The organism is Sphingomonas sp. NBWT7, assembly GCF_014217605.1.
In the GTDB taxonomy this organism is placed as follows: Bacteria; Pseudomonadota; Alphaproteobacteria; order Sphingomonadales; family Sphingomonadaceae; genus Sphingomonas.
The window spans coordinates 762119-787970 of record NZ_CP043639.1; the positions used below are offsets into that span (position 1 = coordinate 762119).

23 protein-coding genes and 2 tRNA genes are annotated in these 25852 nt (G+C 66.7%); 6 read left to right on the forward strand and 19 right to left on the reverse strand.

The genetic code is table 11. The features are described 5' to 3' along the window. Positions 1-77: 77 nt before the first annotated feature. The 5 genes from F1C10_RS03780 to F1C10_RS03800 all read right to left on the reverse strand — a co-directional run bounded on the left by F1C10_RS03780 (position 78) and on the right by F1C10_RS03800 (position 6403). Positions 78-1262 carry an acyl-CoA dehydrogenase family protein gene (locus F1C10_RS03780; protein ID WP_185208927.1) on the reverse strand — a complete coding sequence of 395 codons (1185 nt, stop codon included), beginning with the start codon at positions 1260-1262 and terminating at the stop codon, positions 78-80. Beyond that, positions 1259-1663, reverse strand: coding sequence for a VOC family protein (locus tag F1C10_RS03785; RefSeq protein WP_185208928.1), 405 nt, complete (start codon positions 1661-1663; stop codon positions 1259-1261). Before F1C10_RS03785 ends, F1C10_RS03780 begins: the two co-directional genes overlap by 4 nt. Beyond that, positions 1660-2985 (reverse strand): amidase family protein, encoded by a 1326-nt coding sequence (locus F1C10_RS03790; RefSeq protein WP_185208929.1) that lies wholly within the window; start codon positions 2983-2985, stop codon positions 1660-1662. The genes F1C10_RS03785 and F1C10_RS03790 overlap by 4 nt, the downstream gene beginning before the upstream one ends. A gap of 91 nt (positions 2986-3076) precedes the next feature. Continuing rightward, positions 3077-5107, reverse strand: a complete 2031-nt coding sequence (locus F1C10_RS03795; protein ID WP_185208930.1) for a 3-hydroxyacyl-CoA dehydrogenase NAD-binding domain-containing protein — start codon at positions 5105-5107, stop codon at positions 3077-3079. A gap of 72 nt (positions 5108-5179) precedes the next feature. Continuing rightward, positions 5180-6403 carry a serine hydrolase gene (locus F1C10_RS03800; protein WP_185208932.1) on the reverse strand — a complete coding sequence of 408 codons (1224 nt, stop codon included), beginning with the start codon at positions 6401-6403 and terminating at the stop codon, positions 5180-5182. Positions 6404-6573: 170 nt separating this feature from the next. Between F1C10_RS03800 and F1C10_RS03805 the strand changes: the two genes are divergently transcribed. The 5 genes from F1C10_RS03805 to F1C10_RS03825 all read left to right on the forward strand — a co-directional run bounded on the left by F1C10_RS03805 (position 6574) and on the right by F1C10_RS03825 (position 11966). After that, positions 6574-8271 carry a class I adenylate-forming enzyme family protein gene (locus tag F1C10_RS03805; protein ID WP_185208934.1) on the forward strand — a complete coding sequence of 566 codons (1698 nt, stop codon included), beginning with the start codon at positions 6574-6576 and terminating at the stop codon, positions 8269-8271. A 34-nt stretch (positions 8272-8305) separates the two neighbouring features. Then, entirely contained in the window at positions 8306-9043 is a 738-nt protein-coding gene (locus F1C10_RS03810; RefSeq protein WP_185208936.1) for a Crp/Fnr family transcriptional regulator, read from the forward strand. A 52-nt stretch (positions 9044-9095) separates the two neighbouring features. Further along, the gene (locus F1C10_RS03815; RefSeq protein WP_185208938.1) at positions 9096-10331 is read left to right on the forward strand and encodes an AI-2E family transporter; all 1236 of its coding nucleotides are present in this window, start codon (positions 9096-9098) and stop codon (positions 10329-10331) included. A 33-nt stretch (positions 10332-10364) separates the two neighbouring features. Next, positions 10365-10441 (forward strand) — tRNA-Asp (locus F1C10_RS03820). A 181-nt stretch (positions 10442-10622) separates the two neighbouring features. Continuing rightward, positions 10623-11966, forward strand: a complete 1344-nt coding sequence (locus tag F1C10_RS03825; RefSeq protein ID WP_185208940.1) for an MFS transporter — start codon at positions 10623-10625, stop codon at positions 11964-11966. A 13-nt stretch (positions 11967-11979) separates the two neighbouring features. Here F1C10_RS03825 and F1C10_RS03830 read toward each other — a convergent pair whose 3' ends face one another. The 10 genes from F1C10_RS03830 to F1C10_RS03875 form a co-directional block, all read right to left on the reverse strand. Continuing rightward, positions 11980-12411, reverse strand: coding sequence for a DUF6628 family protein (locus F1C10_RS03830; RefSeq protein ID WP_185208942.1), 432 nt, complete (start codon positions 12409-12411; stop codon positions 11980-11982). A 64-nt stretch (positions 12412-12475) separates the two neighbouring features. Then, positions 12476-13816 carry a folylpolyglutamate synthase/dihydrofolate synthase family protein gene (locus F1C10_RS03835; RefSeq protein ID WP_185208944.1) on the reverse strand — a complete coding sequence of 447 codons (1341 nt, stop codon included), beginning with the start codon at positions 13814-13816 and terminating at the stop codon, positions 12476-12478. A 54-nt stretch (positions 13817-13870) separates the two neighbouring features. Next, positions 13871-14731, reverse strand: coding sequence for an acetyl-CoA carboxylase, carboxyltransferase subunit beta (gene accD / locus F1C10_RS03840; protein WP_185208946.1), 861 nt, complete (start codon positions 14729-14731; stop codon positions 13871-13873). Further along, positions 14728-15519, reverse strand: a complete 792-nt coding sequence (gene trpA / locus F1C10_RS03845; protein ID WP_185208947.1) for a tryptophan synthase subunit alpha — start codon at positions 15517-15519, stop codon at positions 14728-14730. Before trpA ends, accD begins: the two co-directional genes overlap by 4 nt. Further along, a complete protein-coding gene (trpB, locus tag F1C10_RS03850; RefSeq protein ID WP_185208949.1) occupies positions 15516-16745 on the reverse strand; it encodes a tryptophan synthase subunit beta in 1230 nt (409 codons plus the stop codon). Before trpB ends, trpA begins: the two co-directional genes overlap by 4 nt. Continuing rightward, a complete protein-coding gene (locus F1C10_RS03855) occupies positions 16742-17377 on the reverse strand; it encodes a phosphoribosylanthranilate isomerase (RefSeq protein ID WP_185208951.1) in 636 nt (211 codons plus the stop codon). Before F1C10_RS03855 ends, trpB begins: the two co-directional genes overlap by 4 nt. Positions 17378-17455: 78 nt before the next feature. Further along, positions 17456-18130: an orotidine-5'-phosphate decarboxylase gene (gene pyrF / locus F1C10_RS03860; RefSeq protein ID WP_185208953.1), complete on the reverse strand. Its 675-nt coding sequence runs from the start codon at positions 18128-18130 to the stop codon at positions 17456-17458. Positions 18131-18133: 3 nt separating this feature from the next. Further along, on the reverse strand, positions 18134-18463 hold the full coding sequence (locus F1C10_RS03865; RefSeq protein ID WP_185208955.1) for a hypothetical protein: 330 nt from the start codon (positions 18461-18463) through the stop codon (positions 18134-18136). A gap of 56 nt (positions 18464-18519) precedes the next feature. After that, a complete protein-coding gene (locus F1C10_RS03870) occupies positions 18520-20802 on the reverse strand; it encodes a patatin-like protein (protein ID WP_185208956.1) in 2283 nt (760 codons plus the stop codon). Continuing rightward, complete coding sequence (locus F1C10_RS03875; protein ID WP_185208958.1) at positions 20802-21497, reverse strand: endonuclease/exonuclease/phosphatase family protein; 696 nt, start codon at positions 21495-21497, stop codon at positions 20802-20804. The genes F1C10_RS03870 and F1C10_RS03875 overlap by 1 nt, the downstream gene beginning before the upstream one ends. A gap of 127 nt (positions 21498-21624) precedes the next feature. Here F1C10_RS03875 and F1C10_RS03880 point away from each other — a divergent pair, with 127 nt between their 5' ends. Further along, complete coding sequence (locus F1C10_RS03880; RefSeq protein ID WP_185208960.1) at positions 21625-21861, forward strand: hypothetical protein; 237 nt, start codon at positions 21625-21627, stop codon at positions 21859-21861. Here the strand turns inward: F1C10_RS03880 and F1C10_RS03885 are convergent. The 4 genes from F1C10_RS03885 to F1C10_RS03900 form a co-directional block, all read right to left on the reverse strand. Beyond that, positions 21862-21937, reverse strand: a tRNA-Thr gene (locus tag F1C10_RS03885). It abuts the gene before it with no gap. 17 nt (positions 21938-21954) lie between these two features. After that, complete coding sequence (locus tag F1C10_RS03890; RefSeq protein WP_185208961.1) at positions 21955-22803, reverse strand: hypothetical protein; 849 nt, start codon at positions 22801-22803, stop codon at positions 21955-21957. 8 nt (positions 22804-22811) lie between these two features. Further along, positions 22812-24182: a serine hydrolase gene (locus F1C10_RS03895; protein ID WP_258043045.1), complete on the reverse strand. Its 1371-nt coding sequence runs from the start codon at positions 24180-24182 to the stop codon at positions 22812-22814. A gap of 16 nt (positions 24183-24198) precedes the next feature. Beyond that, positions 24199-25518 carry a replication-associated recombination protein A gene (locus tag F1C10_RS03900; protein ID WP_185210055.1) on the reverse strand — a complete coding sequence of 440 codons (1320 nt, stop codon included), beginning with the start codon at positions 25516-25518 and terminating at the stop codon, positions 24199-24201. Positions 25519-25852: the final 334 nt, after the last annotated feature.

The following is a 25852-nucleotide window of genomic DNA, read 5'->3' on the forward strand; positions in this document are numbered from 1 at the left end:
CGTCTCGAAGGGCTGGTGCTTCGAGACGGCACTTCGTCTAAGGCTCAGCACCTCCTCAGCACGAACGGGTAGGGGGGTTACGCCCCCGGCAGCTCGAGGATGCGCTTCGAGATGATGTTGAGCTGCACCTCGCTGGTGCCGCCCTCGATCGAATTCGCCTTCGTGCGCAGCCAGTCGCGCGCCGGGGCGCCGCCGCGCGACCGCTCGCTCTCCCATTCGAGATTGTCCGAACCGCCCGACGCCATGATCAGCTCGTGACGCGACTTGTTGAGCTCGGTGCCGTAGTATTTCATCATCGACGGCTGCGCGGGGTGCGCGCGCCCGGCCTTGAGCTCGTCGATGAACCGCTCGGACTGCGCCGCGAACGCCTTCGAGCGCACCTCGAACTCGGCGATCTTGGCGCGCAGCAGCGGATCGGCCAGCCGGCCATCGTGGTCGAGACCGATCGTGGCGATCGCGCCGTCGATGAGCGGGTTCTTGCCGCCGCCGCCGAGGCCCATGTTCGAGATCATCTCGCGCTCGTGGCCGAGCAGATATTTCGCGACGTCCCACCCCTTGTTGAGCTCGCCGACGAGGTTCTCCTTGGGCACCTTCACATTGTCGAAGAAGGTCTCGCAGAACGGCGAATAGCCGCTGATGAGCAGGATCGGCTTGGTCGAGACGCCGGGCGTCTGCATGTCAAACAGGACGAAGCTGATGCCATTGTGCTTGTTCGTCTTGTCCGTGCGGACGAGGCAGAAGATCCAGTCGGCGTAGTTGGCGTAGCTGGTCCACACCTTCTGGCCGTTGACGAGGAAGTGATCGCCCTTGTCCTCCGCGCTGGTCGCGAGGCTGGCAAGGTCCGAACCCGCGTTGGGCTCCGAATAACCTTGGCACCAGCGGATCTCGCCGCGCGCGATCTTGGGCAGATGCTCCTTCTTCTGCTCCTCGGTGCCGTATTTCAGCAGCGCCGGCCCGAGCATCGAGATGCCGAACGAGGACAGCGGGTTGCGTGCGCGGATGCGCGCCATTTCTTCGCGCAGCACCTTGGCCTCGGCCGCCGAGAGGCCGCCGCCGCCATATTCCTTGGGCCAATCGGGCACCGTCCAGCCCTTGGCGCCCATGGCGTCCATCCACTGCTTCTGTGCCGGCGTCATCGCGCTCTGGTCGCGGCCGCCCCACACGCTGTCTTTCTCGCTGCGGATCGGCTCGCGCATTTCGGGCGGGCAATTGGCTTCGAGCCAGGCCCGCGTCTCGCTGCGGAAGGTTTCGAGATCGCTCATTGGGTCGCTCCTTGTCGGGATGGGTCCCGTACGTACTGGATGAGTTCTAGCGTATGTCCCTCGGGGTCGTCGAGGAAGGCGATGCGCATGCCGGGCAGTTCTTGCGGTGGACGGACCGCGACCGCGCCAGCAGCGATCGCGCGGTCCCACGCCGCCTGGATGTCGCGCGTCGAAAGGCCGAGTGGGCCGTGCAGCTCGCCGCGCGTTAGCGGGCGGCCGTCGGTGTGGTGATAGAGGACGAGCGTGAAGGGATCGTCGGGCAGGCCGATCAGCACTTCCTCCATCCCCCGCAGCGCGATGCGGTTGCGCTCGACGAAGCCGAACGCCCGCTCATAGAAGGCGAGCGCGGCGGGGAGATCCGCGACGACGAACTTGACGAACAGTATGCGCCCGACGCTCATCGCGCGTCTCCGGCAATAGCATCGTGCGCCGCGCGGGCGACGGCGATTGCCGTACGATCGGCGTAGAGGTCCGCGATCACCTGCACCCCGATCGGCATTCCGTCTCCATCGCGCCCGATCGGCACGCTGGTGGCCGGCAGCATCGGGAAGGTGGCGAGGCCAGGGAAGGCGAACTGGTGGAAGAACTGCGTATCCTGCCCGTCGACGTCGAGCCGGCGGGTAGCGAGCGGCGTCTCGTCGTGCGGGAAGGCGGTCATCCCGACGGTGGGGGCGATCACCGCGTCATAGGTTTCGAACAGACGACGCCACTGTCGCTGGATGCGGGCCTGTTCGTCATGGAGGTGGAACCAGCTTTCAAGCGGCGGCGGCTCCTGGCCGGGTGGCAGCGTCGCGCGGCGCGACATCGCGATGTTGAGCATCTGCCAATAGCCGGCGTGCTGGCGCTCGAGATCGGGCATTGCGTCGCTCGTCGTATCGATCACGGCGCCTTCGGCGGCGAGCCGCTGCCCGAGCGTCTCAAGCGCGGCGACGATCGCGCGCTGCACGCTCGCCATCGGGTGGCTCGTCAGCAGCAGGACGCGCCACGCGTCGCCGTGCCGCCTGGCGGGGGCGAGCGGGTGATCGGCGACGAGGCCGAGGGCCGTTTCGAGATCGTCGGGATCGCGCGCCATCGGGCCGAGCACCGACAGGACGGTACGCGCGCTATCGGTGCCAGGGAAATAATGTCCTTCGGTCGGGATCACGCCCCAGGTCGGCTTGTGCCCCCACACGCCGTTGAACGCGGCCGGCACGCGAATCGAGCCGCCGATATCCGAGCCGAATTCCAGTGGCACCATGCCCGCGGCGAGCGCCACCGCCGAGCCGCCCGACGATCCGCCCGCGACGCGATCGGGGTTCACCGCGTTGTTGGTGCGGCCGTAGACCGGATTGTTCGATTGGAGATCGGACAAGGCGGGCGGCACGTTCGTCTTGCCGAGGAAGACCGCGCCGGCCGCCTTCAGCCGCTGGACGACAACGGCATCTTCGCCTGCAACAAAATCACGATGCTCGGTGAAGCCGAACGTCGTCGGCAATCCGGCGACATCGTAGCTTTCCTTGATTGTCATCGGTACGCCGAGCAGCAGCGCGTCGAACCCGTCGGCGATCCTAGCGTCGACCGCGCGCGCCGCCTCGCGCGCTCGATCGAAGTCACGCACGACGACCGCGTTGAGAGCACCGTCGCGCTCCTCGATACGCGCGATCGCCGCCTCCGTCTCGGAGAGCGCCGACGTGGCGCCGCTGCGGATTGCCTCGGCGGTTTCGAGCGCGGTGCGTTCAGTCATGCAGCCGTCCTTTCGCTAACCGGCAGCCGCACGATCGCGCGTGGCCCGGGGCGTACCCCGGCTAGCATTGATCGTGCGGTGCCGCGGCAGATCACTTCAGCGCGGTGCCGCTCTCGGCGGCGCTCTTGAGGCTGTCGGCGACCTTGAAGCCGTGCTTCTCCAGCCCTTCGACGATCTTCTTCAGGCCGACTTCATTCTGCGCCCAGAACATCGGGCCGCCGCGATAGACCGGCCAGCCATAGCCCATGATCCAGACGACGTCGACGTCGCTCGCGCGCTGCGCCTTGCCCTCGTCGAGGATCAGCGCGCCCTCGTTGACCATCGGGTACAGCGTACGCTCGACGATTTCCTGGTCGGTGATCTCGCGCTTCGGCAGGTTCGACTTCGAGCGGAAATCCTCGATGATCTCAAGCGCGCGGGGACTCGGCGTCGCGTTGCGCTTCTCGTCATAGTCGTAATAGCCGGCGCTCTTTTTCTGGCCCCAGCGCCCCTCGGCGGCGAGCGCGTCGCGGATACTCTCGATGCGGCTCGGGTCGCGGTGCCAGCCGATGTCGATGCCGGCGAGGTCGGCCATCTGGAACGGGCCCATCGGCATACCGAAATCAAGGTGCACCTTGTCGATCTGCGCCGGCGTCGCGCCTTCCATCAGCAGCTTGTTCGCCTCGATCTGGCGCGGCGAGAGCATGCGGTTGCCGATGAATCCGTGGCAGACGCCTGCAACGACCGCGACCTTCTTGATCTTCTTGGCCAGCGCCATGACGGTGGCGAGCACGTCCTTCGCGGTCTTCTCACCGCGCACCACTTCGAGCAGGCGCATGACGTTGGCCGGCGAGAAGAAGTGCATGCCGACGACGTCCCCGGGCCGCTTCGTTACCGCGGCGATCTCATCGACGTTGAGGTAGCTCGTGTTCGAGGCGAGGATCGCGCCAGGCTTCGCAATGGCGTCGAGCTTGGTGAACAGCTCCTTCTTGACGTCCATGTTCTCATACACCGCCTCGATGATGAGATCGCAATCGGCGAGGTCCTCTAGGTTGAGCGTCGGGGTGACGAGGCCCATCGCCTTTTCCGGCGCGTCGGGCTTGATCCGCCCCTTGGCGGCCGACGCCTCGTAATTTTTCCGCATCACGCCCGTGCCGCGGTCGAGCGCCTCCTGCTGCATCTCGACGATCGTGACGGGGATGCCCGCCGACAGAAAGTTCATCGAGATGCCGCCGCCCATCGTGCCGGCGCCGATCACGCCGACCTTGTTGATCGGGCGCAGCGGCGTTTTGGGATCGACGTCGTCGATCTTGGCGGCCTGGCGCTCGGCGAAGAACAGGTGGCGCTGCGCGGCTGACTGCGTACCCTCCATCAGCTTGACGAATTCGGCGCGCTCGAACTTCATGCCCTCATCGAACGGCAGCTCGCTCGCCGCGACCACGCAGGCAATGTTGGCAGCGGGGGCATCGAAGCCGCGCATCTTGCGGCCATGCTGCTTCTTGAACGCCTCGACCGCCTCGGGATCGGGCGCCACCGTCTTGTCTCGCACGCGCGGAATCGGCTTCTTGTCGGCGACCTCGCGCGCGAAGGCGATCGCATCTGCCTCGAGGCTATCCTCGCCGACGACGCGGTCGACCAAGCCGACCTCCGCCGCCTTCTTCGCCGGAATCGGGTCGCCGATCGCGACCATTTCCAGCGCGGCCTTTACGCCGACGATGCGCGGTAGCCGCTGCGTGCCGCCGGCGCCCGGCAGCAGGCCGAGCTTCACCTCGGGCAGCCCCATCACCGCCGAAGGCACGGCGACGCGATAGTGACAGGCGAGCGCGACTTCGCAGCCGCCGCCCAGCGCGGTGCCGTGAATCGCCGCGACGATCGGCTTCTCGCTCGAATCCATCATGTTGATCACTTCGTGCAGCGACGCGCCCTTGGGCGGCTTGCCGAATTCGGTGATGTCGGCGCCGGCGAAGAACGTCTTGCCGTCACAGCGGATCACCATCGCCTTGATCGCGGGATCGTTGATCCCCTGGCTCACGCCCTCGTTCAGCCCGTCGCGCACGCCCGCGCCGAGCGCGTTAACCGGCGGCGAATCGGAGATGATGACGAGGACGTCGTCGTGGCGTTCGAAGCGGACGGGGGAGGTCATGTGAGAAAGTCTCCAATCAGATCGTAGGGTCGCACCGTGCGCAGCCGTGGTCGGCCAGCGAGAGCGCTGGTTTCAGGTCATTGCCGAGTAGATCATCGTCTTGAGCTCGCGGCGGATGGGATAGATCATGCTGGGTGACAGCTGGGTCATGAACACCATCGTCACGCGCTCGACGGGATCGATGAAGAAGGCGGTCGAGAACATCCCGCCCCAGTAATATTCGCCGACGCTGCCCGGCATCATCGAGCGCGCGGTGTCAATCGTGACGGCGAAGCCGAGGCCGAAGCCAGTGCCGGCGTTCTGCGTCTCGCTGAACAGCGACTTCGACATCGCGGAAAGGTCCGCGCCGCCGGGAAGATGGTTCTGCGTCATCAGCTCGATCGTCTTGCGGCCGAGCAGACGCACCCCGCCAAGTTCACCGCCGTTGAGGCACATCTGGCAAAACTTCTGGTAATCGAGCGCGGTTGAGACGAGCCCGCCGCCACCCGAAACGAGCTTGAACGGCGTCGACCACATGCTCTCGCTCGCCCGGTCGAATATCACGCGCCCCTTGCCGGGCACCAGCGTGTAGCAGTCCACCAGCCGGTCGAGCTTGTCAGCGGGAACGGTGAAGCCGGTGTCGTTCATGCCGAGCGGCGTGAAGATGCGCTGCTCGAAGAACTGCGGGAGCGTCATGCCCGACACGCGCTGGACGACCGCGCCGAGCACGTCGGTCGAAACCGAGTAATTCCAGCTGGTGCCCGGCGAAAATTCGAGCGGCAGCTTGCCGAGCGCGGCGACGAAGCTGTCGAGATCGTGATTGCCGTGCCAGTTCTCGAGCTTCAGCTCGCGGTGCGCGGCATCGATGTTCGACCGGTTCTGAAAGCCGTAGGTGAGGCCCGAGGTGTGGCGCAGCAGATCGACCATGCGCATCGGCTCGTCGGTCGGCTTCGTCATGAACGGCACGCCTGCGCCGCCACCGGCGTAGACGCCGAGTTTCTTGAATTCGGGCAGCACGTGATGAACGGGGGTATCGAGCGCGACCTTGCACTCCTCCACCAGCATCATGAACGCGACCGAGGTGATCGGTTTCGTCATCGACGCGATGCGGAAGATGCTGCCCTCGTCGATCGTCTTGCCGCCGCCCTCGCGCGCTGCACCTTGTGATGAGAAATGAACGGTTTCGCCGTCGCGCGCGACGAGCAGCTGGGTATGTGGCAGGTTACCCGTATCGAGGTACCGTTCTTTCAGGAACGTATCGATGGCTGCCAGGCGCTTGCCGTCGAACCCGTGCTTGTCGGGTCTCGCGATCTTCATGGCCCCTCCGTACCCCCGTTTCTAATTCCAAGACTCCCCTATCGCTTGAGCGGCAGCGGAATCAATCCTAACATGCAGCATCCGCGTGTTCGACTTTCCAGTCGTTCGACCCAAAAGCTCAAGAGAGGATCGCCGTGGCGACGCAACCTTCGGCCGCATCGTGGCCCGCGATGACCGTCAAGCAAGCCGAAGCGGCGCTGACCGCGCCGGGCGCTAAATTCGAGATGGAGACGATCGACATCCGCGGCGTGCCGACGCGCGTGTGGAAGAACGCGCCGCCGCACATGGCCGCGCTGATCGCGCTGTCGCGTACGCACGGCGATCGCGTGGCGACGATCTACGAGGACGAGCGTGTGAGCTACGACGCGCAGTTTCGCGCGATCGCGGCGCTCGCCGCCGATCTCGCCGCCGGCGGGGTGGGGAAGGGCGACCGCGTGGTGGTGGCGATGCGTAACCTGCCCGAATGGATCGTCGCGTTCTTCTCCACCACCGTGCTCGGTGCGATCGCGGTGCCGCTCAACGCGTGGTGGACGGGCGAGGAGCTCGCTTATGGCCTAGCCGATTCGGGCGCCAAGGTGCTGATCGCCGACGAGGAGCGGTGGCAGCGGATCGCGCCGTTGCGCGATACCCTACCGACGTTGCAACGCGTGCTCGTCAGCCGGGCAGCCAGCGTGCTTGACGGCACGGAGCGGCTGGAGGACGTGATCGGGACGCCGCACGACTGGACGGGCCTGCCCGCGCAGGACCTGCCCGCGTCCATGCTCGCACCCGACGACGATGCGACGATCCTCTATACCAGCGGCACCACCGGCAAGCCGAAGGGCGCGTTGGGCACGCATCGCAACTTCATGACCAATATCCTGTCGACGGGCTACGCCGCCTCTCGCACGATCCTGCGCCGCGGCGATCCTTTGCCCGAGCCGACGCCGAAAGTGGCGCTGACGGTAATCCCGCTGTTTCACGCCACTGCGCTGTCGGCCGGGCTGATGGGATCGATGGCGGGCGGACACACGATCATCTACATGCGCAAGTTCGAAGCCGTCCGCGCGATGGAAATCATCGAGCGCGAGAAGGTGAACTCGACGGGCGGCGTGCCGACGATCGCGTGGCAACTCCTCGAACATCCCGAGCGTCACCGCTACGACCTCTCCAGCCTCGAGACGATCGGCTACGGCGGTGCGCCGTCGGCGCCCGAACTGGTGCGCAAGATCGCCGGGGAACTAAATTCCGCCCCCGGCAACGGCTGGGGAATGACCGAGACGACCGCGACGGTGACGACGCATTCGGGGGAGGATTACATCAACCGGCCGGAAAGCTGCGGCCCGGCGGTGGCAGTGGCGGACCTCAAGATCATGGACGCCGACGGCCAGCGCGAGCTGCCGGCGGGCGAGGTCGGCGAGCTGTGGGCGCGCGGGCCGATGATCGTGAAGGGGTATTGGAACAAGCCCGAGGCGACCGCGGCGACCTTCGTCGACGGTTGGGTGCGGACGGGCGATCTGGCGCGCCTCGACGAGGAGGGGTTCTGCTTCATCGTCGATCGCGCCAAGGACATGGTGATTCGTGGCGGCGAGAACATCTATTCGAGCGAGGTCGAAAACGTCCTCTACGATCACCCCGCCGTCACCGATTGCGCGCTGATCGGCATTCCGCATCGCACCCTGGGCGAAGAGCCGGCGGCGGTGGTGCATCTCGCGCCGGGTACGTCCGCAAGCGAAGCCGAATTGCAGCAATGGGTGCGCGAGCGTCTCGCGGCGTTCAAGGTGCCGGTCGCGATCCGCTTCTGCGACGAGATGCTGCCGCGCAATGCCAACGGGAAAATCCTGAAGCGCGATCTCAAATCGTATTTCGAGGATCGTGCCGCCGCCTGAAGCGTTGCAAGCGCGTAACGAAAAGGGATTGATCGTGCGAACCAAGGATTTCCTGCGCGGACGGCGTCGTTCCGAGCTGTCGGAGGAAGAACTCGCGATCCTGGAACGCGCGATCGAGCGGACCGAGACATTGCCGGCCCGGCGCGTGCTGTCGCGCCGCGGCGAGGTATTGCGGCAGAGCACGCTGCTGATCGACGGCTATGTCTGCCGCTACATGGATGCGCGCGACGGTTATCGCCAGATTCTGTCCTATCAGGTGTCGGGCGACTTCGTCGATCTGCACGGATATCCGACGCGGGTCATCGATCACGACATCGCGACGATTACCGAGGCGACACTTGCCTATGTGCCGCACGAGCGGCTGGACGAGATCATGGCGTCGCATCCGCATCTGGCGAAGTTGCTCTGGTTCAGCACGCTGCTAGACGCGGCCATGCACCGCGAATGGATCTTCCGCATCGGTCGGCTGGATGCCGTCGGGCGGCTCGCGCACTTTCTATGCGAAACGCACGCCCGCATGCTCGCGATCGGGCGTGCGGATGGCGGCAAGTTCGCGCTTCCCATGACGCAGCAGGATATCGGGGAGGCGTGCGGCCTGACGAGCGTCCACGTTAACCGCGTGGTTCGCCGGTTGCGCGAAGATGGGCTTGCCTCGGTAAGCCGCGGGATGGTCGATATCGCTGATCTCGAGCGGCTCGCGCGCGTCGGTGAGTTCGACGCGAGCTATCTGTATATGCAGGACGGGCCGTGGCAGCGCCAGATGGCTGCCTGATCGACGTGCAACGCCGCTGGCGGTTGGGCGGAACCCCGGCTAGCATCGTTGCATGGCCGAAACACCGCCCCCTGGCATACCGCCGCTACCACTCGCCATCGCCCCGTCGGCCGACCTGCCGCCGGAAGATCCGCGGGTGGCGCTGCGACGTGATCGGCTGCTCGCCGCGCTGACACTAATTGCAGGCGCCGGGCTGATCGTGGGATTGCCTTTTGCGCTGAAGTCAGGTGCCGAGTTCTTCGTGCCGACGACGACGGCGCTCGTCGTTTCGATTGCGCTGATCCCGCTGCTCGAGTGGCTGGAAGCGCGACACGTCCCCTCGGCGATCTCGGCGCTTTTCTGCGTCCTACTCTTCCTCGTCGCCGCCAATGTCGCACTCGCGGCAATCGTTGTCCCGGCGACGGACTTCTTCCAGCTGCTGCCGTCGCGGATCGGGCGTATCCAGGACAATCTGGCGCCACTGCTCGATCTTTATTCGAACCTCGAACGCTACGCGAACCGGACGCTCCGCCAGCTCGCGTCGACGCCCGTCCGCCAGCCCGCAACGGCGGCGGTGTCACCGCCAAGCTCGATCCTCGAGCTCGCCGCGACGTCCGCCCCGGCAGTGATAATTCAGGTCCTTTACGCCGTCCTCGTCACCTTCTTCTTCCTCTCCGGCTGGACGACGATCCGCAAGAAGCTGATCACCAACCGCGAGAGTTTTGGCGGCGCGATGGCGACGGCGCGCGTGATCCAGGACGTCGTCGACGACGTGTCGAGCTATCTTGGCACGATCACCGCGATCAACATCGTGCTGGGGCTGGTTACGGCGGGCGCGCTCCATCTGCTTGGCATGCCGTTCCCGCTGATGTGGGGCGGCATCGTCGCGCTGTTCAACTACATTCCCTATTTTGGCCCGGTGATCGCCGCGGTGCTGGTGGCGGTAGGCGGACTGATGACCTTCTCCGACATCTGGACCGCACTCGCAGCGCCGGCGATCATGTACGGGCTGCACCTGTTCGAGGCGAACGTCGTGACGCCGCTGATCGTCGGGCACCGGCTGACGATCAATCCGGTGATGATCCTCGTCTCACTTAGTTTCTGGGGCTGGGTGTGGGGCACCGTCGGCGCACTGCTTGCCGTGCCGCTGCTGATCATCATCCAGACGATTATCAACGCCGCGGGCAAGCCTGACATCGCCGGCTTCCTGTTTGAACACGGCACGTTGGTGCGCCCGACGCGCGGTCGTTTTGCCAGAAGCGAAAAAACCGACGGATCGAGCGTTGACAGCCCCGCGCCGGTCGCATAGTGGCGCGCCTCCACGATGATCCAAGCGATCTACGCGGGTGTAGCTCAGTTGGTTAGAGCGCCGGCCTGTCACGCCGGAGGTCGCGGGTTCGAGCCCCGTCACTCGCGCCACCCTTCACCAAAGGGTGGCGCCTTCGGTGGTCAAACCTCAAAGTTGAGCTTGTCTTATCGGTGCATCCGTTGTGACGCATTGCGTCTGCCGCGCATCGGTGATCGGGCATCCCGCAAGGGCTTACCTCATACGATTTAGTCGCTAGGGTTCCGGCGTCGGGGCGGCGGGAGTTTGCGTATCATGGCCGATGCAGTGGCGCGGGGCGGGTTCGGCGCGACGGTTGCGCCGTATCTCAGGCCGCGGCCGGTCGCGGCATTCCTGCTCGGCATATCGAGCGGCTTTCCGCTGACGCTGCTACTCGGCACGATGACCTTCTGGTTGGCGAAGGTCGGCATCGACAAGAAGACGATCGGCTTCGCGATCGGGCTGACGACGCCTTATACGCTGAAGTTCCTGTGGGCGCCGCTGATCGATCGCATCCGCCTGCCCGGATTGACCGCGCTCGTCGGGCAGCGCCGGGCGTGGCTGTTCGTCGTGCAAGCGCTCCTATTCGTCTCGGTGTGGATGCTGGGCGCGAGCCAGCCCGAGCTGCATCTCGGCGTCTTCGCGTTCTGGGCGATCGCCACCGCCTTCCTCTCGGCAACACAGGACATCGTGATCGACGCCTATCGGATCGAGATCCTGCCCGATGCCGAACTCGCGCACGGCACGGCGATGAACCAGTTCGGTTACCGCACCGGGAATTTCATCGCCGGCGTCGGGACGATTGCGCTCGCATCGTCGGAAGGGTTCGGGCTCGGCTGGGCGCTGGGATACGGCCTGACCGCGCTGTGCGTACTGCCGGCGATCTTCGCCGCGCTATGGGCCGGGCCAGGGCTGCATGAGAGAGCGATGCCCCGCGATCGCGCCGGATGGTTCGCCGATACGGTCGTCAGCCCGTTCCGCGAGTTCTTCCGGCGGCGCGGCGCGATCCTGATCCTGCTGTTCGTGCTGATCTACAAGCTCGGCGATGCAATGGGGCAGGGCATGCTCAACCCGATGATCGTCGAGCTCGGCTTCTCGGACACCGAGTTTCTTGCGATCAACAAGGTCGTCGGGCTGTGGGGGCTGCTGCTCGGCACCGCGCTTGGGGCGCCGTTCCTAGCGTGGCTTGGCATGGGGCGTGCGCTGTTCGTGTCGGGGCTGCTGATGATGCTGTCCAACGTCTCCTTCGCGATCCTCGCCGCGAAGGGCCATTCGAACACCTGGCTGTTCATTGCGGTGGCGACGGAGCAGGTGACGAGCGGGATCGGCCTTACCGTGTTCGCGACGTACCTGTCCGGCCTCGCCAATCTCGCCTATACCGCGACGCAGTTCGCACTGCTGACGTCCTTCGCCGCCGTAGGGCGGACGTGGCTGTCGACGCCATCGGGCTATGTCGCGGAAGCCTATGGCTGGGTCGGGTTCTGGGTGGTTACGATGATCGTCGCGTTGCCGGGACTGGCGCTGCTGTGGGTGTTGTGGAAGCGCGGGTTCGTGGTCGATCGCGCCCGGCAGGTGCCGGCTGGCGCCAGCGAGTGGGTGGCGGAGGCGGACGCGCGCTAACCCACCCGAAGGCTCAGGCGCAGATCGGCCGCCCCTCGTCGGCGAACGCCACCGCAACGGCAGCTGCGCTGGCCAGCACACCATCGACCCGGCGCAGGCTGAGCATGTCGCCGAGCAGGAAGCGTGCCGTCTCCGGCGCCGTCTCCACGCGGCTCAGGACCGTCAGCAGTGCGGCTTCGGCATGTGTCACGCGTGGGCAGCAGCACGGCGCGATCGCAATCGGATTGGCCGCCGCGCCGGCCATATCGGCCATCAGCGCACGGATCAGCATCAGCGGCCGCCGAAAGCCCTCACCGAACGCCGTGAACAAGGCATGCGCCGCGCGTGCATCGGCGAGGCCGTGACCGCCCATCCGCCGAATCGCGAACAGCGACAGGCGTGCGTTCGGGCAGTCGGGCAGCGAATTCGGCAGCGCACTGAGGCTGATGGTAGCCGGCATGGTCATGGGTCACTCCTTCGACGTGACCAATCTTCCCCATACGCTATTGCAAGTCAATCGCAGGTTTCCGTCAGGTCGGGATCTCGTCGTTCGCTGCGAGCACTTCGCCGGCTAGGTAGAGCGACCCGGCGATCAGCACACGATCCACGGCGAGCGTACCGGCGACACGCATCGCTTCGGTGATCGAAGATGCCGTCAGCGCCGATGCCGCCCCCTCGGTCCCTGCTAGACGCGCAAGTGCGGCGGGATCGTGATGAGCGTGGCGCGGCACGGGAACGGCGATGACGTGAACCGTCCGCGCGATGCGAGCGAGATGATTCAAAACGCCTGTGGCATCCTTGTTGGCGAGCATACCAAGAATGATGACCGTAGGCCGGTCCTCAGACCAAGCATGCGCAATCGCGGCAGCGGCCGATTCGTTGTGCGCGCCGTCGAGCCATACTCCCGCCGATGGCGGATGCGGCAGGAGCGCGGTGAGTGGCCCCGGCCGCAACCGCTGAAGTCGGCCCGGCCAATGCGCGTTCTGCAGGCCCCGCCTGAACGCGTCGTCTTGAACGCGAACGGTCTGCTGATGGCGGAGCATCGCGATCGCGAGGCCGGCGTTGTGCGCCTGATGCGGCCCAAGGAGTGAGGGCAGGGGTAGCATCAGTCGTCCGCTGGCATCGACGTAGTTAAGCCTCTCAGCGCTCTCTGCGTAGTACCAGTCGCTGCCCTCGGCCATCAGCGGTGCGCCGCGCTCGCGGGCTACGGCATCGATCGAGGCGGCGGCGACGTCCGAATGGCGCTGCGTCACGAGCGGTACGCCAGACTTTGCAATACCGGCCTTTTCGAACGCGATGCGCGCCATCGGCTCGGCCGGCGTGCCTGCTTCTTCCGCCAGCAGGAACGCCTCGTGATCGATGCCGAGGCCTGCGATCCCCGTCACCAGCGGGTGGACGACGTTGGTCGCGTCGAGCCGCCCGCCGAGCCCGACCTCGACGATGCACGCGTCGGCCGGCGTGCGCGAGAAGGCGAGGAACGCGGCCGCCGTCGTCACCTCGAAGAAGCTGGCGCCGAGATCGCCGCCTGCGTCGAGCACTTCTTCGAGCAGCGCCGCCAGCGCTGGGTCGTCGATCAGCGTGCCGGCCACGCGGATACGCTCGTTGAAGCGCACCAGATGGGGGCTCGAATAGACGTGAACCCGCCGGCCGTCGGCTTCGAAGATCGCGCGCAGGAACGCGCAGGTCGAACCCTTGCCGTTGGTGCCGGCGACGTGGAACACCGGCGGCAGCCAATCCTGCGGGTTGCCGAGCCGGTCAAGCAACGCGGTAATGCGGCCGAGTCCAAGCACATCGGCGCCGGGCGACAGCGACCACAGACGGTCCAGTTGCCGCTGCACCGCGGCGTCGGTCGAGATCGCGTGATCGGGCATCAGCTCAGCTGCTCTAGTTCGACACGCGCCAGCGTGCTGTGCAGGCGAGGGAGGTTAGGCCGCCTTACGCTCCCAGCACATATAACCGATCACCGTTGCAAGCTGGTCGCGCAATTCCTTGCGGTGGACTACCATGTCGATCAGCCCGTGCTCGAGATAATATTCGCTGGTCTGGAAGTCCTCGGGCAGCTTCTCGCGGATCGTGCTCTCGATCACGCGGCGGCCGGTGAAGGCGAGCGTTGCGCGTGGTTCGGCGATGTGGATGTCGCCGAGCATCGCATAGGCGGCCATGACGCCGCCCGAGGTCGGGTCGGTCAGCACGACGATGTACGGCAGCCCGGCATCGTGAAGCATCTGGATCGCGACGGTGCTGCGCGGCATCTGCATCAGGCTCAGGATGCCTTCCTGCATGCGCGCGCCGCCGCTTGCGGTGAAGACGACATAGGGCGCGCGATCGGCGATTGCCGCCTCGACGCCCTGGACGAAGGCTTCGCCGACCGCCTGCCCCATCGAGCCGCCCATGAAGGCGAAGTCCTGCACACCGATAACGACGCGGCGATCGTGGATCCGGCCGCGCGCGTTGACGAACGCGTCCTGCTCGCCCGTCTCCGTCCGTGCGGCCTTCAGCCGATCGGCGTAGCGTTTCGAATCGCGGAACTTGAGCGGGTCTTCCGCAGCCTTCGGCGGCGTCAGGATCTCCGCACTACCGGCGTCGAGCAGCTGCTCGAACCGTGCCGCGGGGCCGATCCGCCCGTGATGGTCGCACGACGGGCAGACGGAGAGGTTCTCCTCCCACTCCTTGGTGAAGATCATCGCGCCGCACCCCTTGCACTTGTGCCAGAGATTGTCGGGCGTCTCCTTGGTCGTCGGAACGACGAAGGACAAAGCGTTGCGAACGCTGGAAAGCCAGCTCATGCGTCTTCCTTCTGTGCGGCGCGGACGGCGGCCGACAAGCTCTCAACATAGGCGCGGACGTGCTGCGGCGCATCGGCGCCGTGTGCGGCGACGAGCTCGACGATCGCCGAGCCGACGACGACGCCGTCCGCCACCCGCGCGATCGCCGCGGCTTGTGCAGGAGTCCGCACGCCGAAGCCGACCGCGATCGGCAGTCGCGTCGACGCCTTCAATCGCGCGACCGCGTCGACGATCGAGGCTTGCGCCGCCTGCTGCAGCCCGGTGATTCCGGCGACCGAGACGTAGTAGAGGAAGCCCGACGCGCCGTTCAGCACCTGCGGAAGGCGTGCCGCGTCGGTTGTCGGTGTCGCGAGGCGGATCGGATCGATCCCCGCATCGCGTAGCGCCGGCCCGAGCGCGTCGTCTTCCTCCGGGGGTACGTCGACGCAGATCACGCCGTCGACGCCGGCATCACGTGCTGCCGTGGCGAACCAGCTTGCACCGCGGCGGAGCATCGGATTGGCGTACCCCATTAGCACAAGTGGTACGGCGGGATGACGCGCGCGGAAGCCGTGCGCGATCGTCAGAATGTCCGCCGTCGTCGTGCCCGCGCCGAGACTGCGAATGTTGGCGGCTTGGATCGCCGGGCCGTCCGCCATCGGATCGGTGAACGGCATGCCGAGTTCGATCACGTCCGCGCCGCCTGCGACTAGCGCGTCGAGGACGGCGGCAGTATCGCCGTCGCCCGCCGTCACGAAGGTGACGAGCGCAGCCCGGCCTTGACCGAACGCCGCCGCCAGCCGGCTCATATCGCGACGCCCAGCGCGTGCGCGACGGTGAAGATGTCCTTGTCACCGCGCCCGCACAGATTGGCGAGGATGATCTCGTCGCGGGCCATGTCGCGCGCTTCGCGCGTCACCGCCGCGATCGCGTGCGACGGTTCGAGCGCCGGGATGATGCCTTCGGTACGGCAGAGAAGCTGGAACGCGTCGAGCGCCTCGTCGTCGGTGACGGCGGTGTAGGTAACGCGCCCGATGTCCTTCAGCCACGCATGTTCCGGACCGATGCCGGGATAATCGAGCCCCGCCGAAATCGAATGCGCCTCCGCGATCTGCCCGTCGTCGTCCTGCAGCAGATACGTCTTGTTGCCGTGGAGCACGCCGGGAAAGCCGCCCGCCAGGCTTGCCGCATGCCGACGATCGAGGCCTTCGCCGGCCGCCTCTACGCCCAGCATCGCCACCGCGTCATCGTCGAGGAACGGATGGAACAGGCCGATCGCGTTCGATCCGCCGCCGATCGCCGCGACCAGCAGGTCAGGCAGGCGCCCGGTGCGTGCCAGCATCTGCTCGCGCGCCTCGCGGCCGATCACGCTCTGAAAATCGCGGACGAGCTCGGGATAGGGGTGTGGGCCGGCAGCGGTACCGATGATGTAGAAGGTGTCGTGGACGTTGGCGACCCAGTCGCGCATCGCCTCATTCATCGCGTCCTTCAGCGTGTTCGCGCCGGACGTCACCGCACGCACTTCGGCGCCAAGCAGCTTCATGCGAAAGACGTTGGGCTGCTGCCGCTCGACATCCTTCGCGCCCATGTAGATCACGCATGGCAGGCCGAAGCGTGCGCAGACCGTCGCGGTCGCGACACCATGCTGGCCCGCGCCCGTCTCGGCAATGATCCGCGTCTTGCCCATGCGGATCGCGAGCAGGATCTGGCCGATGCAATTGTTGATCTTGTGCGCGCCGGTGTGATTGAGCTCGTCGCGCTTGAACCAGACTTCGGCACCCTTGCCATCGTCGGCATCACGCCGCAGCGCCTCGGTCAAGCGCTCCGCATAATAGAGCGGGGAAGGGCGGCCGACATAATGTTCGAGCAGATCGTCGAACTGCGCCTGGAACGCGGGGTCGGCTTTCGCCGCGCGATATTCACGCTCGAGATCGAGGATCAGCGGCATCAGCGTCTCGGCCACGTAGCGGCCGCCATAATCACCGAAATGACCGCGATCGTCGGGCTGGGCCCGGAAGGTATTCGGAGCGTTCATGATGCGGCGACCGATTGCAGGAAGGCGGTGATCTTGTCCACGTTCTTGATGCCCGGCGCCGTCTCCAGCCCCGACGAGGCGTCGACGAGTGGCGCGCCGGTGCGGCGGATCGCCTCGCCGACGTTGCCGGCATCGAGGCCGCCGGAGAGGCCCCACGGCATCGTGTGGCGGTGACCATTGAGCAGCGACCAGTCGAACCGCACCCCCATGCCGCCGGGAAGGGCCGCGTCGTCCGGCGTCTTGGCGTCGAACAGGATCGCGCTCGCCGCCCCATCATAGGCCGACGCCTGCGCAACGTCGCCGTGTGTCTTCACCGCGACGGCGGCCCAGGTTTCGAGCCCGGTCGACTGGCGCAGGTGCGCGACGCGCGCCGGTGCGGTCTTGTGCAATTGGAGGACGGTGAGGCCGGCAGCGCCTATCGCCCGCTCGATCAACGCATCGTCCGGATCGACGAACACGCCGACGCGCGCCACGTGCCCCGGGATCGCGCGGCATAGATCCGACGCTTGGTCGAAGCCGACGGCGCGGGGCGAGGGTGGGAAGAAGACGAAGCCGAGGTGGCTGGCGCCGTTCGCGACCGCCGCCTCAATCGTCGGGTGCGTCGACAGCCCGCAGACTTTGGCTTGCGTCATATCCGGCCGGTACGAACGATGGGAGTAGAGCGCATCGCCTCGCCATGCGCCGCCTTGGATGCGGCGGCAACCATCGTGCTACAGCGTCGCGGCGATCGCGCGTGCGGCGGCGTCGGGATCGTCGACCTGCGTGATCGGCCGGCCGATGACGACGATCGAGGCGCCGCCGTCGAGCGCCTGGCGCGGCGTGACGACGCGCTTTTGATCGCCAACCGCGCCATCCGCCGGCCGCACGCCGGGAACGACGAAGAAACCCTTGGGCCAGATCCGGTGCGCCGCCGCGACTTCCGCGCCCGAACAGACGATGCCGTCGATGCCCGATGCCATCGCCAACTCGGTCAGCCGCAGCACCTGATCGTGCGCGCTGCCGCTCACCCCGGTTGCGCGCAGGTCGCCTTCGTCGAGGCTGGTCAGCATCGTCACCGCGACGACCTTGGTACCCGTCGCTGCGGCGGCCTTGGCGTCTTCCAGCATCGCGCGCCCGCCGGCCGCGTGGACTGTAAGGATCGCCGGCGCGAGGCCGCGCAGCGCCTGCACCGCTTTCGCCACGGTATTGGGGATGTCGTGCAGCTTGAGGTCGAGAAACACGGGCAAGCCGAGCTCCGCCATCTCGCGTACGCCATGACGGCCGTTGGCTGCGAAGAACTCGAGTCCCAGCTTGATCCCGCCGACATGGTGGCGGACGCGCGTCGCGATCGCCTTTGCGCGATCGAGATCGGGCGTGTCGAGCGCGACGTAGATACGATTCGACATCGGTCAGGCCACCCCCGGCGGCACCGCGATCGGTGCCGCCACCGGTGGCGGAGCGGGCACAATGGCCGCGTCGGATATCGTAGACGATCGCAAATCCGACACTGACCGCTCAATGGCGCTCAACCGCTGCCGCAGCCGCCATCGGATCGTGCGCTGATAGAGAAAGGTCGGCACGAACCCGAGCAGAAAGGTGATCAGCAGCAGCAGCGGCAGATTCACTTCCGCCACCAGGTTGCCGAACAGCTGGATCGGGACCCATTTCCAATTGCCGAAGGTGAACACCGCCGCGACGAAGGCGATCAGCGCCCAAAACAGGATCTTCAGGAACTGCATCGGTAACGCTCCGTCATGGCGGGCACGCTATCGCGCGGCGGCCATCTTGACTAGCCTCAGCCGATCTCGGTGCGCAGCTGTGCGATCAGCGTGGCGGCGGTCGACAGGCGCGACTCTTCCTCGTCGAGGATCGCGACGAACGCTGCGCGCTTCGCCGCCGCCACCTGGCCGGGCCGCAACCGCATGTCGGCCGGCAGCGCGGAGACGATGATGTCGATCATCCGTTCGGCGCCGTGCAGCCGGCCCCACAGATAATCGTTCTCGCGATAGGCGCGGCTGAAGAAGGCGCCAAAGTTGCTGAACTGGATGCCCTTCAGCGTCGCCTCCGCTCCGCCGCTCCTGATCGCCGTTGAGTCGTCGGGTGAGATACGGTCGACCTTGATCGGATCATATTCGTCGATCCCTTCGCCTTGCAGCAGCGGCAGCGTGGCGAGATCGAGATAGGGGAAGCCGAGGTAGCGCAGCAGCAGCGCGCGTCGCGGGTGACGGGGCAGGGCGGCGAGCGCAGCGGCGAGACGCTCGTCGGTTTCGGCATCGAGCCGCGTCAGGTCCATCGACGCGGCCAGCCGATCGAGCAACGCCGACATATCGCCGCCGCGCCGCCGCGCGGCGCTGCGCAGCGGCTTGTGGCTCGTCGCTAACTTGCAGTCGAGATATGCCGACAATGACTGATAGATCGCGTCGCGGATCGGGCGTAGCGCCGCCTCGTCATGCTCGCCCTCGAGCTCGACCAGCCGGCGGGCGAGCAGGCGGAGGCGGCGGATGCGGAAATTGAGATCGAAGGTGCGCAGGAACGCGATCGACGCGTTGCTCGACGCGTCGGACGGCTGCGCCTCGTCATAGCCGCGCGCGAGCAACGCCGCCTCTATCCGTGTACGGATGCCGCGCCACCGCTCGGGCCCCGGCTCACCGCCGATGGCGTGGAGCAGCGCGGTGACCGTCTCGACGACGCCGTTGATCTTGAGATGCGCATATCCTGCGTAGCTGAAGCCGGCGCGTTCCGCGGCGGCGATCTGCGCGCGCCGGCGCCATGCAACGAGCCGCGCGGCGGTGGGCCGATCGAGGAAAAACGTGCGGCCGAACAGTGCCTCGACCTCGCTTTCGACCTGCGGGCGGATCGCAGCGGTGATCGCGCGCATCCGCTCGATGCGGCGCGAACGCGCGGCGATCGCGTCGAGATTGTCGCGGATCGGCTGCTTGCGCGGCAGCTCGCTGATCGCGCCGAGGATCGTCTGGAAGAAGCCGGGCGGCGCATCACCGCCGCTCGTCAGGCGAAACTTCATGCCGGGCGATGGATCGACGTAGACGAAGCGCCGATCGACCTGCCGCCGTGCCGGGCGCTGCTCGAGCGCGTCGATCGCTGGGCGGAACGGCGCGTTGGCGAGTACCGATCCGTCGATCAGCACGGCCTTCTCCGCGGCGTTGGCGGCGGCATGACGTGGCAGCGCCGACCGCAGGAACTCACGCCGCGACGGCCACGCGCGATCGCGACCGGCCAGGATCGTGTCGAGCTCGGTGACGGTGAAGGCAGGGAAGGCACCGGGGAAGCTCGACGTCGCGCGCGCCGCAAAGGCGAGTTCGGGTACCGGCGCCAGGCTCTCGCTCGCCATACCGTGATCACTGAACGACAGCACGACGCGGTGCTCGGTCTCGACGACCTCCGCGGGCGAGTGAAGCTCGAGCCGTTCGGGATGGCCGGTGAAGTCGGTTACGGTGACGAACAGATCGAGCGGTTGCCCGTCAGGCAGCAGGCGCGGGCCGCGCGGGGCGGCGGCCATCGCGTCGAACGCGTCGAGCAGCATCGCGGTGAAACCGGGGCCGTCGAACGGCGGCTCGAACCAGCGCGAGCGGACGAAATGCGACAGCTTGGCGCGCACTTCGTCGCGCGTCTGTTCGTCGAGGCTCTCCAGCTTGTCCGCGCTTCGTCCCGCTGCCATCCAGGCGAGCGGGATTGCCCACGCCTTGGACAGGCGCGACGCCGGCGCTGCGTCGGGTGCGATCAGCGCCTCGACGTCGGCGCGCTCGAGCCACAGCTCGGTCAGCGGATCGAGCGACTGACCGGCGCTGAGCGCCTGCGCTAAGAAGATGCCGTTGATCCCGCCTGCGCTAGCTCCGGCGATGATATCGGGGAGGAGGCGCAAACGCGTCACGCCGTCTTCGGCGATACTGTCGAGCAGCGCGGCGTAGACCTGTGCGCTGCCCGTCAGCGGCGTACCTTCGTGGCTGGCACGGCTGGCGCGCGCTGCGTGCCATACTTCCTTGGTAATCCCGTGCATATAGACGGCGAGGCTGATGCCGCCGTAGCAGACGAGCGCGAGCCGCAGTTCGATCTCGCGCATCATGCGGGCGACAGGTCGGCCCAGATCGGCAGGTGATCGCTTGCCTTGCGTGCCGCCGCAGTCATGTGGACGCCGCAGTCGACGATCTTAAGCCCCGGCGACACCATGATGCGGTCGAGCCGACCCACCGGCCGCCGCGCGTGAAAGCTCGGCCCGGTATCGGCGAAGGCGAAGTCGCGCGCAAAATCGCGCAGGCAGCCGGCGGCGCGGGTCCATTCGTTGAGATCGCCCATCATCACTGTCTCGCAGGGCCGCGTACAGCCTTCGACGTGCGAGAGAACCGCGGCGGCCTGTTTGCGCCGCCACAGCCCTGACAGGTCGAGGTGCATGCCGATCGCTCGCAGCGTGACGTCACCGACCTTCAGATCGGCCGACACCGCCCCGCGGGGCTCCAGCGCGGGAAGGTGGATCGTCTGGCATTCGAGCACGGTCGACGATTTGCGGACGAGCAACGCGTTGCCATGCCAGCCCATCGAACCATTCCGCACGCCGAAGGCGATCGCCTTCCAGTCGCTATGCTCGTCGAGAAGATGCGGGGTGATCACCGCCGCGCGCGCGCCGAAGCGACGGTCGGCTTCCTGCAACGCAATCACGTCGGCGTCGATCTCGCGCAACACTTCAAGGATACGTTCGGGGTTGCGGCGGCGATCGGTGCCGATCGCCTTGCGCATGTTATAGCTCGCCACCCGGATCATTGTGACAGGAAACGCCGTCGCGGCTGGCTGGTTGCCGCGAGTCACAGTTGAGAAGACAGTCCGCGAGCGATGCTAATGGGCTTTGGCTGGTGATAGGAGCCGGCGAGCAAGCTGGGTGGAGACAACAGTGCGGCTGGATTATTTTACCGGAGCGTCGGACCGATGGCGCACCGAAGCGAAGATCAGGGCGCGTCAGGTGATCGGCGACCATGCCGACGATCCGATGGGATATGTCGATCGTCGCCTCGGCATTGCGCGGTTTGGCACGTTCAAGCAACGACGGTGGCGGTACATCCGCACGCTGATCGTTGCGCATCTCGCGGCGGAGGGCCGGCGGCTCGCCCCGCCCTCGCGCAAGCGCTGATGGTGCCGGTTGCAGGAATCGAACCCGCGACCTTCGGTTTACAAAACCGCTGCTCTACCAGCTGAGCTAAACCGGCGCGTGGCGTGCCATGCGTCAGTCGACGCCGAACGTCCAGCCTTCTGTTCGTCTGACCGCTTCGGTGAGGCCAGAGGGGTGCCACAGGGACTGGTCGTTGGCGTAGGCCCGAAGCCAGGCGGCGGTTAGAATGGCGTCGGTGGCGTGATCGTCGTACGCCGACAGCCAGGCGTGCGGTGCGCTGCCGAGTGCGGCAAGCGCCTGATCGAGCGCTTCGGGCGATCGCAGCTTGCTGCGTCCACGCGGCACCCCGGCGGCACGCGCCGCGATAGTGGTGTAGATCTCGACCAGCAAAGCGCCGGTGTCCGAGCGCGGATCGAATGGCCACACCGGGACACGGCCGGCGAGATGGTGAAGCAGCCGCATGCCGGCGAAGCTCGCCTTCGCCACCTGCGCCGCCCCGATCGCGTCATAAACCGTGGTCGGCTTGGTGGCTCCGTCCGCCGCGAGTTCGCACATACGCCAGTGCAGGAAATCGCGCTTCACCCCGTCCGCCGCGCCAAGGTAGAAGTGTGTGCCGCGCCTTTGATCGAGAAAGGACGCAGCGCCGAGATCGTCGTCGCCGCTGTGCGCATCGACATAGGCCCACAGTTCGCGCGCACTCGCCGTCGTCGTTTCGCCCGGCAGGTGTGCACCGCGCGTAACGAAGGGCGCGGAGAAGCTGCAGTCGATGCCGATTAGCAGCGGCTCCTGCGCCCGGTCCACCAGCCATTCGAGAACGGCACGGCGCGACCAGTAGCGGCCGGGTGGCGTAACGAGTTGCGGCGCGTCCGATCCTGCCGCACAGATCGCGACCGCAATCCCCTTGTGCGCATTCCCCTTCGCCCCCGACCAGTCGATCGCGGCGAATTGCTCGAAGTGGGTCACCGCTGCGGTCAGAGGCTTGGCCGCGTAATGACGGACGACGAGCCGAGATCGCGGATCACGTCGGCGGTGAAGCGCGCGATGTCGAACCGCGCGGTGCCCGGATCCTCGCCGCGCCGCACGACGACCAGGCGTTCGGACGGCACGACCATGACATATTGGCCGCGATTACCCTGTGCAGAATAGCTACCGGCGGGCAGCGCCTGACTAGGCCCGAAGAGCCACAGCGTCGCGCCATAGCCGGGCCCGCTCGCCGGCTGCGGCCCCGCCGGTGTGGTCATGTAGCGCATCCACCCGGCGGGCAGCAGACGCTTGCCCTGCCACACCCCGTCCTGCAGCCAGAACTGGCCGAGCCGCGCGAGATCGCGCGCCGTTGTCCAAACCTGGCTCGACAACATGAAGTTGCCGCGCCAGTCGGTCCCGGCGGTCGTGTGCGCCATTCCCAAAGGGGCGAAAAGCTGAGCGGTCGGCCAGGCGGCGTATCGGGCGTCGTCATTGAAGGTGGCCCGGATGCCACGGATCGCGAGCAGAATGTCGTTATTGGCGTAGCGGAAGCGCGTGCCGGGCTTCACCTCGATCGGCCACGCAGTCGCCTGCTCGGTCACCGTGGTCCCGCCGAAATACAGCGCGTCGGTGCGATTGCCGTAGTGATCGCTGTGCAGCCCCGAGTTCATTCGCAGCAGGTTGTCGAGCGTGATCGACTGGCGCGGATCGCCCGGCGCGCGCCATTCCGGTACGGCGGCTGGTTGCTTAGGATCGATCCGAAGGTCACGTACCGCAATGCCCGTCAGCGTGCCCGCGATGCTTTTGGCGACCGACCAGGTGCGGTTGGGCACGAACGGGCCGAAGCCGTCGGCATAACGCTCACCGATGATCTTCCCGTCGCGCATCACGATCACGCCGATCGTCTCGCCCTTGCCGAAGCTCGTCCGATCGAACGCGCGCTGGATCGTCGTGGCGAGCGCAGGGAAGGGGCGCGGCGCGATGCCGGCATCACCCAGCGGCCAGTTCCGCGGATCGGCGCCGAGCGGCGTCTTCACGTCCGCCGGCCGGACGGAGCCCGGCCGCGCCGGCTGACCGATCGGCGCCAGAACGCAGCCGACGCGCGGTCGCCAGTCGGCGCGGCGCGGGGGCAGGTCGGCGCCGAACGGAACGGAGACGGTGCGGCGCGAGCGATCGACCGTCGCGCGCAGCCGCGGCACGATCGCGTCATATTCGGGGTAGATGCTGCGCAGCTCGACCCCTGCGATCTGTGCCTCGGTGCGGCCCGCGGCGAAGATGCCTTCACACAAGGTGAGTGCCTTGTAGCCCGCGGCGAGAGCATGCTGGTACGACGTCGACGTATCCGCCGCGATCTGCTGCGCCGAGGCTGGCGTCGCCACGCAAAGTGCTGCGAGGCTAACCGCCGCTGTTCTTTGCAGCGCGCAAATCGTCCCAGTGCGCCATCCGCTCCGCGATGCGGTGTTCGAAGCCGCGCCCGGTTGGCGTGTAATAGGATTGCGGGGGGAGGCCGTCGGGCCAGTAGCGAGCGCCGGAGAAACCATCTGCATCGTCATGGTCATAGGCGTATTTCTTGCCATAGCCGATATCCTTCATCAGCTTCGTCGGCGCGTTCAGGATCGCGACGGGCGGCATTAGCGACCCAGTCTCACGCGCGCTCCGCCACGCTGCCTTCATCGCGGTGTAGGCAGCGTTCGATTTGGGCGCCGTCGCGCAATAGAGGCACGCCTGCACGATCGCGAGTTCGCCCTCGGGCGACCCAAGGAACTCATAGGTGTCCTTGGCGGCGAGGCATTGCTGCAGCGCCTGCGGATCGGCGAGCCCGATGTCCTCGCTGGCGAAGCGTGTGATCCGCCGGAGGACGTACAGCGGCTCCTCGCCGGCTGTGAGCATTCGCGCGAGGTAGTATAGCGACGCTTGCGGATCGGAGCCGCGCATTGCCTTATGCAGCGCGCTGATCAGATTGTAATGCCCCTCGCGATCCTTGTCGTACACCGCGACGCGCCGCTGCAGAAAGGCGGACAGGCCGGCCGGATCGAGCGGCGCGGTGAGGTCGACCGAGAACAGCGTCTCGACCTGGTTGAGCAGGAAACGGCCGTCGCCGTCGGCACTGGCGATCAGGGCATCGCGGGCTGCCTGATCGAGCGGCAGGGCGCGCCCGACCGCCGTCTCGGCGCGTGCGATCAATTCCGCCAGCGCCGCCTCATCGAGCCGCCGCAGGATCAGTACCTGCGCCCGGCTGAGCAGCGCCGCGTTGATCTCGAACGACGGATTCTCCGTCGTCGCGCCGACCAGCGTCACGGTGCCATCCTCGACATAGGGGAGGAAGCCATCCTGCTGCGCGCGATTGAAGCGGTGGATCTCGTCGACGAACAGCAGGGTGCGCTTGCCTGAACGCGCGGCGTCGCGCGCCTCGGCGAACGCCTTCTTCAGATCGGCGACACCGGAGAATACCGCAGAGATCGCGACGAAGCGCAGGTCCACCGCCGCGGCGAGCAGCCGCGCGATCGTCGTCTTGCCGGTGCCGGGCGGCCCCCACAGGATCATCGACGACAACCGGCCGGCCGCCACCATCCGACTGATCGTGCCTTCAGGACCGGTCAGATGTTCCTGGCCGACGACCTGTGCGAGATCCGCCGGACGTAGCCGATCCGCCAACGGGGCGTCGGATGCTGGCGACGGCAAAGGCGGTTCGAGCGAGGCGAAGAGATCGGCCATTGCAGCAAGATAGGCGGCGTCCTCGATAATCACAGAAGCGCCTTGAAAACATTACCTCAAGATATATCTTAGAAGCAGGATCAGGAGACGAAGAATGAGTGATGAAACAGGCGATATGCCCCGCGGCGGCGGGCGTTTGGGTGGCACGGGTCCGAACGGTCCGCGTGCTGGCGGTCCGCGTGCTGGCGGTCCGCGAGCCGGCGGCCGACCCGGTGGTCCCGGACAGGGATTGGCTGGCGCAGCGAATCGCGTAGCTCGTGGTCCCGGCGGCGGGGCTGGCGCAGGCGTTGGTGCGCGTGCTGGCGCAGGGCCGAATGCCGGTCCCAAGGCAGGC

Coding starts and splice junctions, on each gene's coding strand:
- F1C10_RS03855 (WP_185208951.1), bottom strand. CDS start 17,377: ATGACGCAAGCCAAAGTCTGCGGGCTGTCGACGCACCCGACGATTGAG.
- F1C10_RS03785 (WP_185208928.1), bottom strand. CDS start 1,663: ATGAGCGTCGGGCGCATACTGTTCGTCAAGTTCGTCGTCGCGGATCTC.
- F1C10_RS03800 (WP_185208932.1), bottom strand. CDS start 6,403: ATGAAGATCGCGAGACCCGACAAGCACGGGTTCGACGGCAAGCGCCTG.
- F1C10_RS03790 (WP_185208929.1), bottom strand. CDS start 2,985: ATGACTGAACGCACCGCGCTCGAAACCGCCGAGGCAATCCGCAGCGGC.
- trpA (WP_185208947.1), bottom strand. CDS start 15,519: ATGAGCCGGCTGGCGGCGGCGTTCGGTCAAGGCCGGGCTGCGCTCGTC.
- F1C10_RS03865 (WP_185208955.1), bottom strand. CDS start 18,463: ATGCAGTTCCTGAAGATCCTGTTTTGGGCGCTGATCGCCTTCGTCGCG.
- F1C10_RS03805 (WP_185208934.1), top strand. CDS start 6,574: ATGACCGTCAAGCAAGCCGAAGCGGCGCTGACCGCGCCGGGCGCTAAA.
- F1C10_RS03795 (WP_185208930.1), bottom strand. CDS start 5,107: ATGACCTCCCCCGTCCGCTTCGAACGCCACGACGACGTCCTCGTCATC.
- pyrF (WP_185208953.1), bottom strand. CDS start 18,130: ATGTCGAATCGTATCTACGTCGCGCTCGACACGCCCGATCTCGATCGC.
- F1C10_RS03815 (WP_185208938.1), top strand. CDS start 9,096: ATGGCCGAAACACCGCCCCCTGGCATACCGCCGCTACCACTCGCCATC.
- accD (WP_185208946.1), bottom strand. CDS start 14,731: ATGAGCTGGCTTTCCAGCGTTCGCAACGCTTTGTCCTTCGTCGTTCCG.
- F1C10_RS03780 (WP_185208927.1), bottom strand. CDS start 1,262: ATGAGCGATCTCGAAACCTTCCGCAGCGAGACGCGGGCCTGGCTCGAA.
- F1C10_RS03870 (WP_185208956.1), bottom strand. CDS start 20,802: ATGCGCGAGATCGAACTGCGGCTCGCGCTCGTCTGCTACGGCGGCATC.
- F1C10_RS03835 (WP_185208944.1), bottom strand. CDS start 13,816: ATGCCCGATCACGCGATCTCGACCGACGCCGCGGTGCAGCGGCAACTG.
- F1C10_RS03875 (WP_185208958.1), bottom strand. CDS start 21,497: ATGATCCGGGTGGCGAGCTATAACATGCGCAAGGCGATCGGCACCGAT.
- trpB (WP_185208949.1), bottom strand. CDS start 16,745: ATGAACGCTCCGAATACCTTCCGGGCCCAGCCCGACGATCGCGGTCAT.
- F1C10_RS03900 (WP_185210055.1), bottom strand. CDS start 25,518: ATGGCCGATCTCTTCGCCTCGCTCGAACCGCCTTTGCCGTCGCCAGCA.
- F1C10_RS03830 (WP_185208942.1), bottom strand. CDS start 12,411: ATGACCATGCCGGCTACCATCAGCCTCAGTGCGCTGCCGAATTCGCTG.
- F1C10_RS03825 (WP_185208940.1), top strand. CDS start 10,623: ATGGCCGATGCAGTGGCGCGGGGCGGGTTCGGCGCGACGGTTGCGCCG.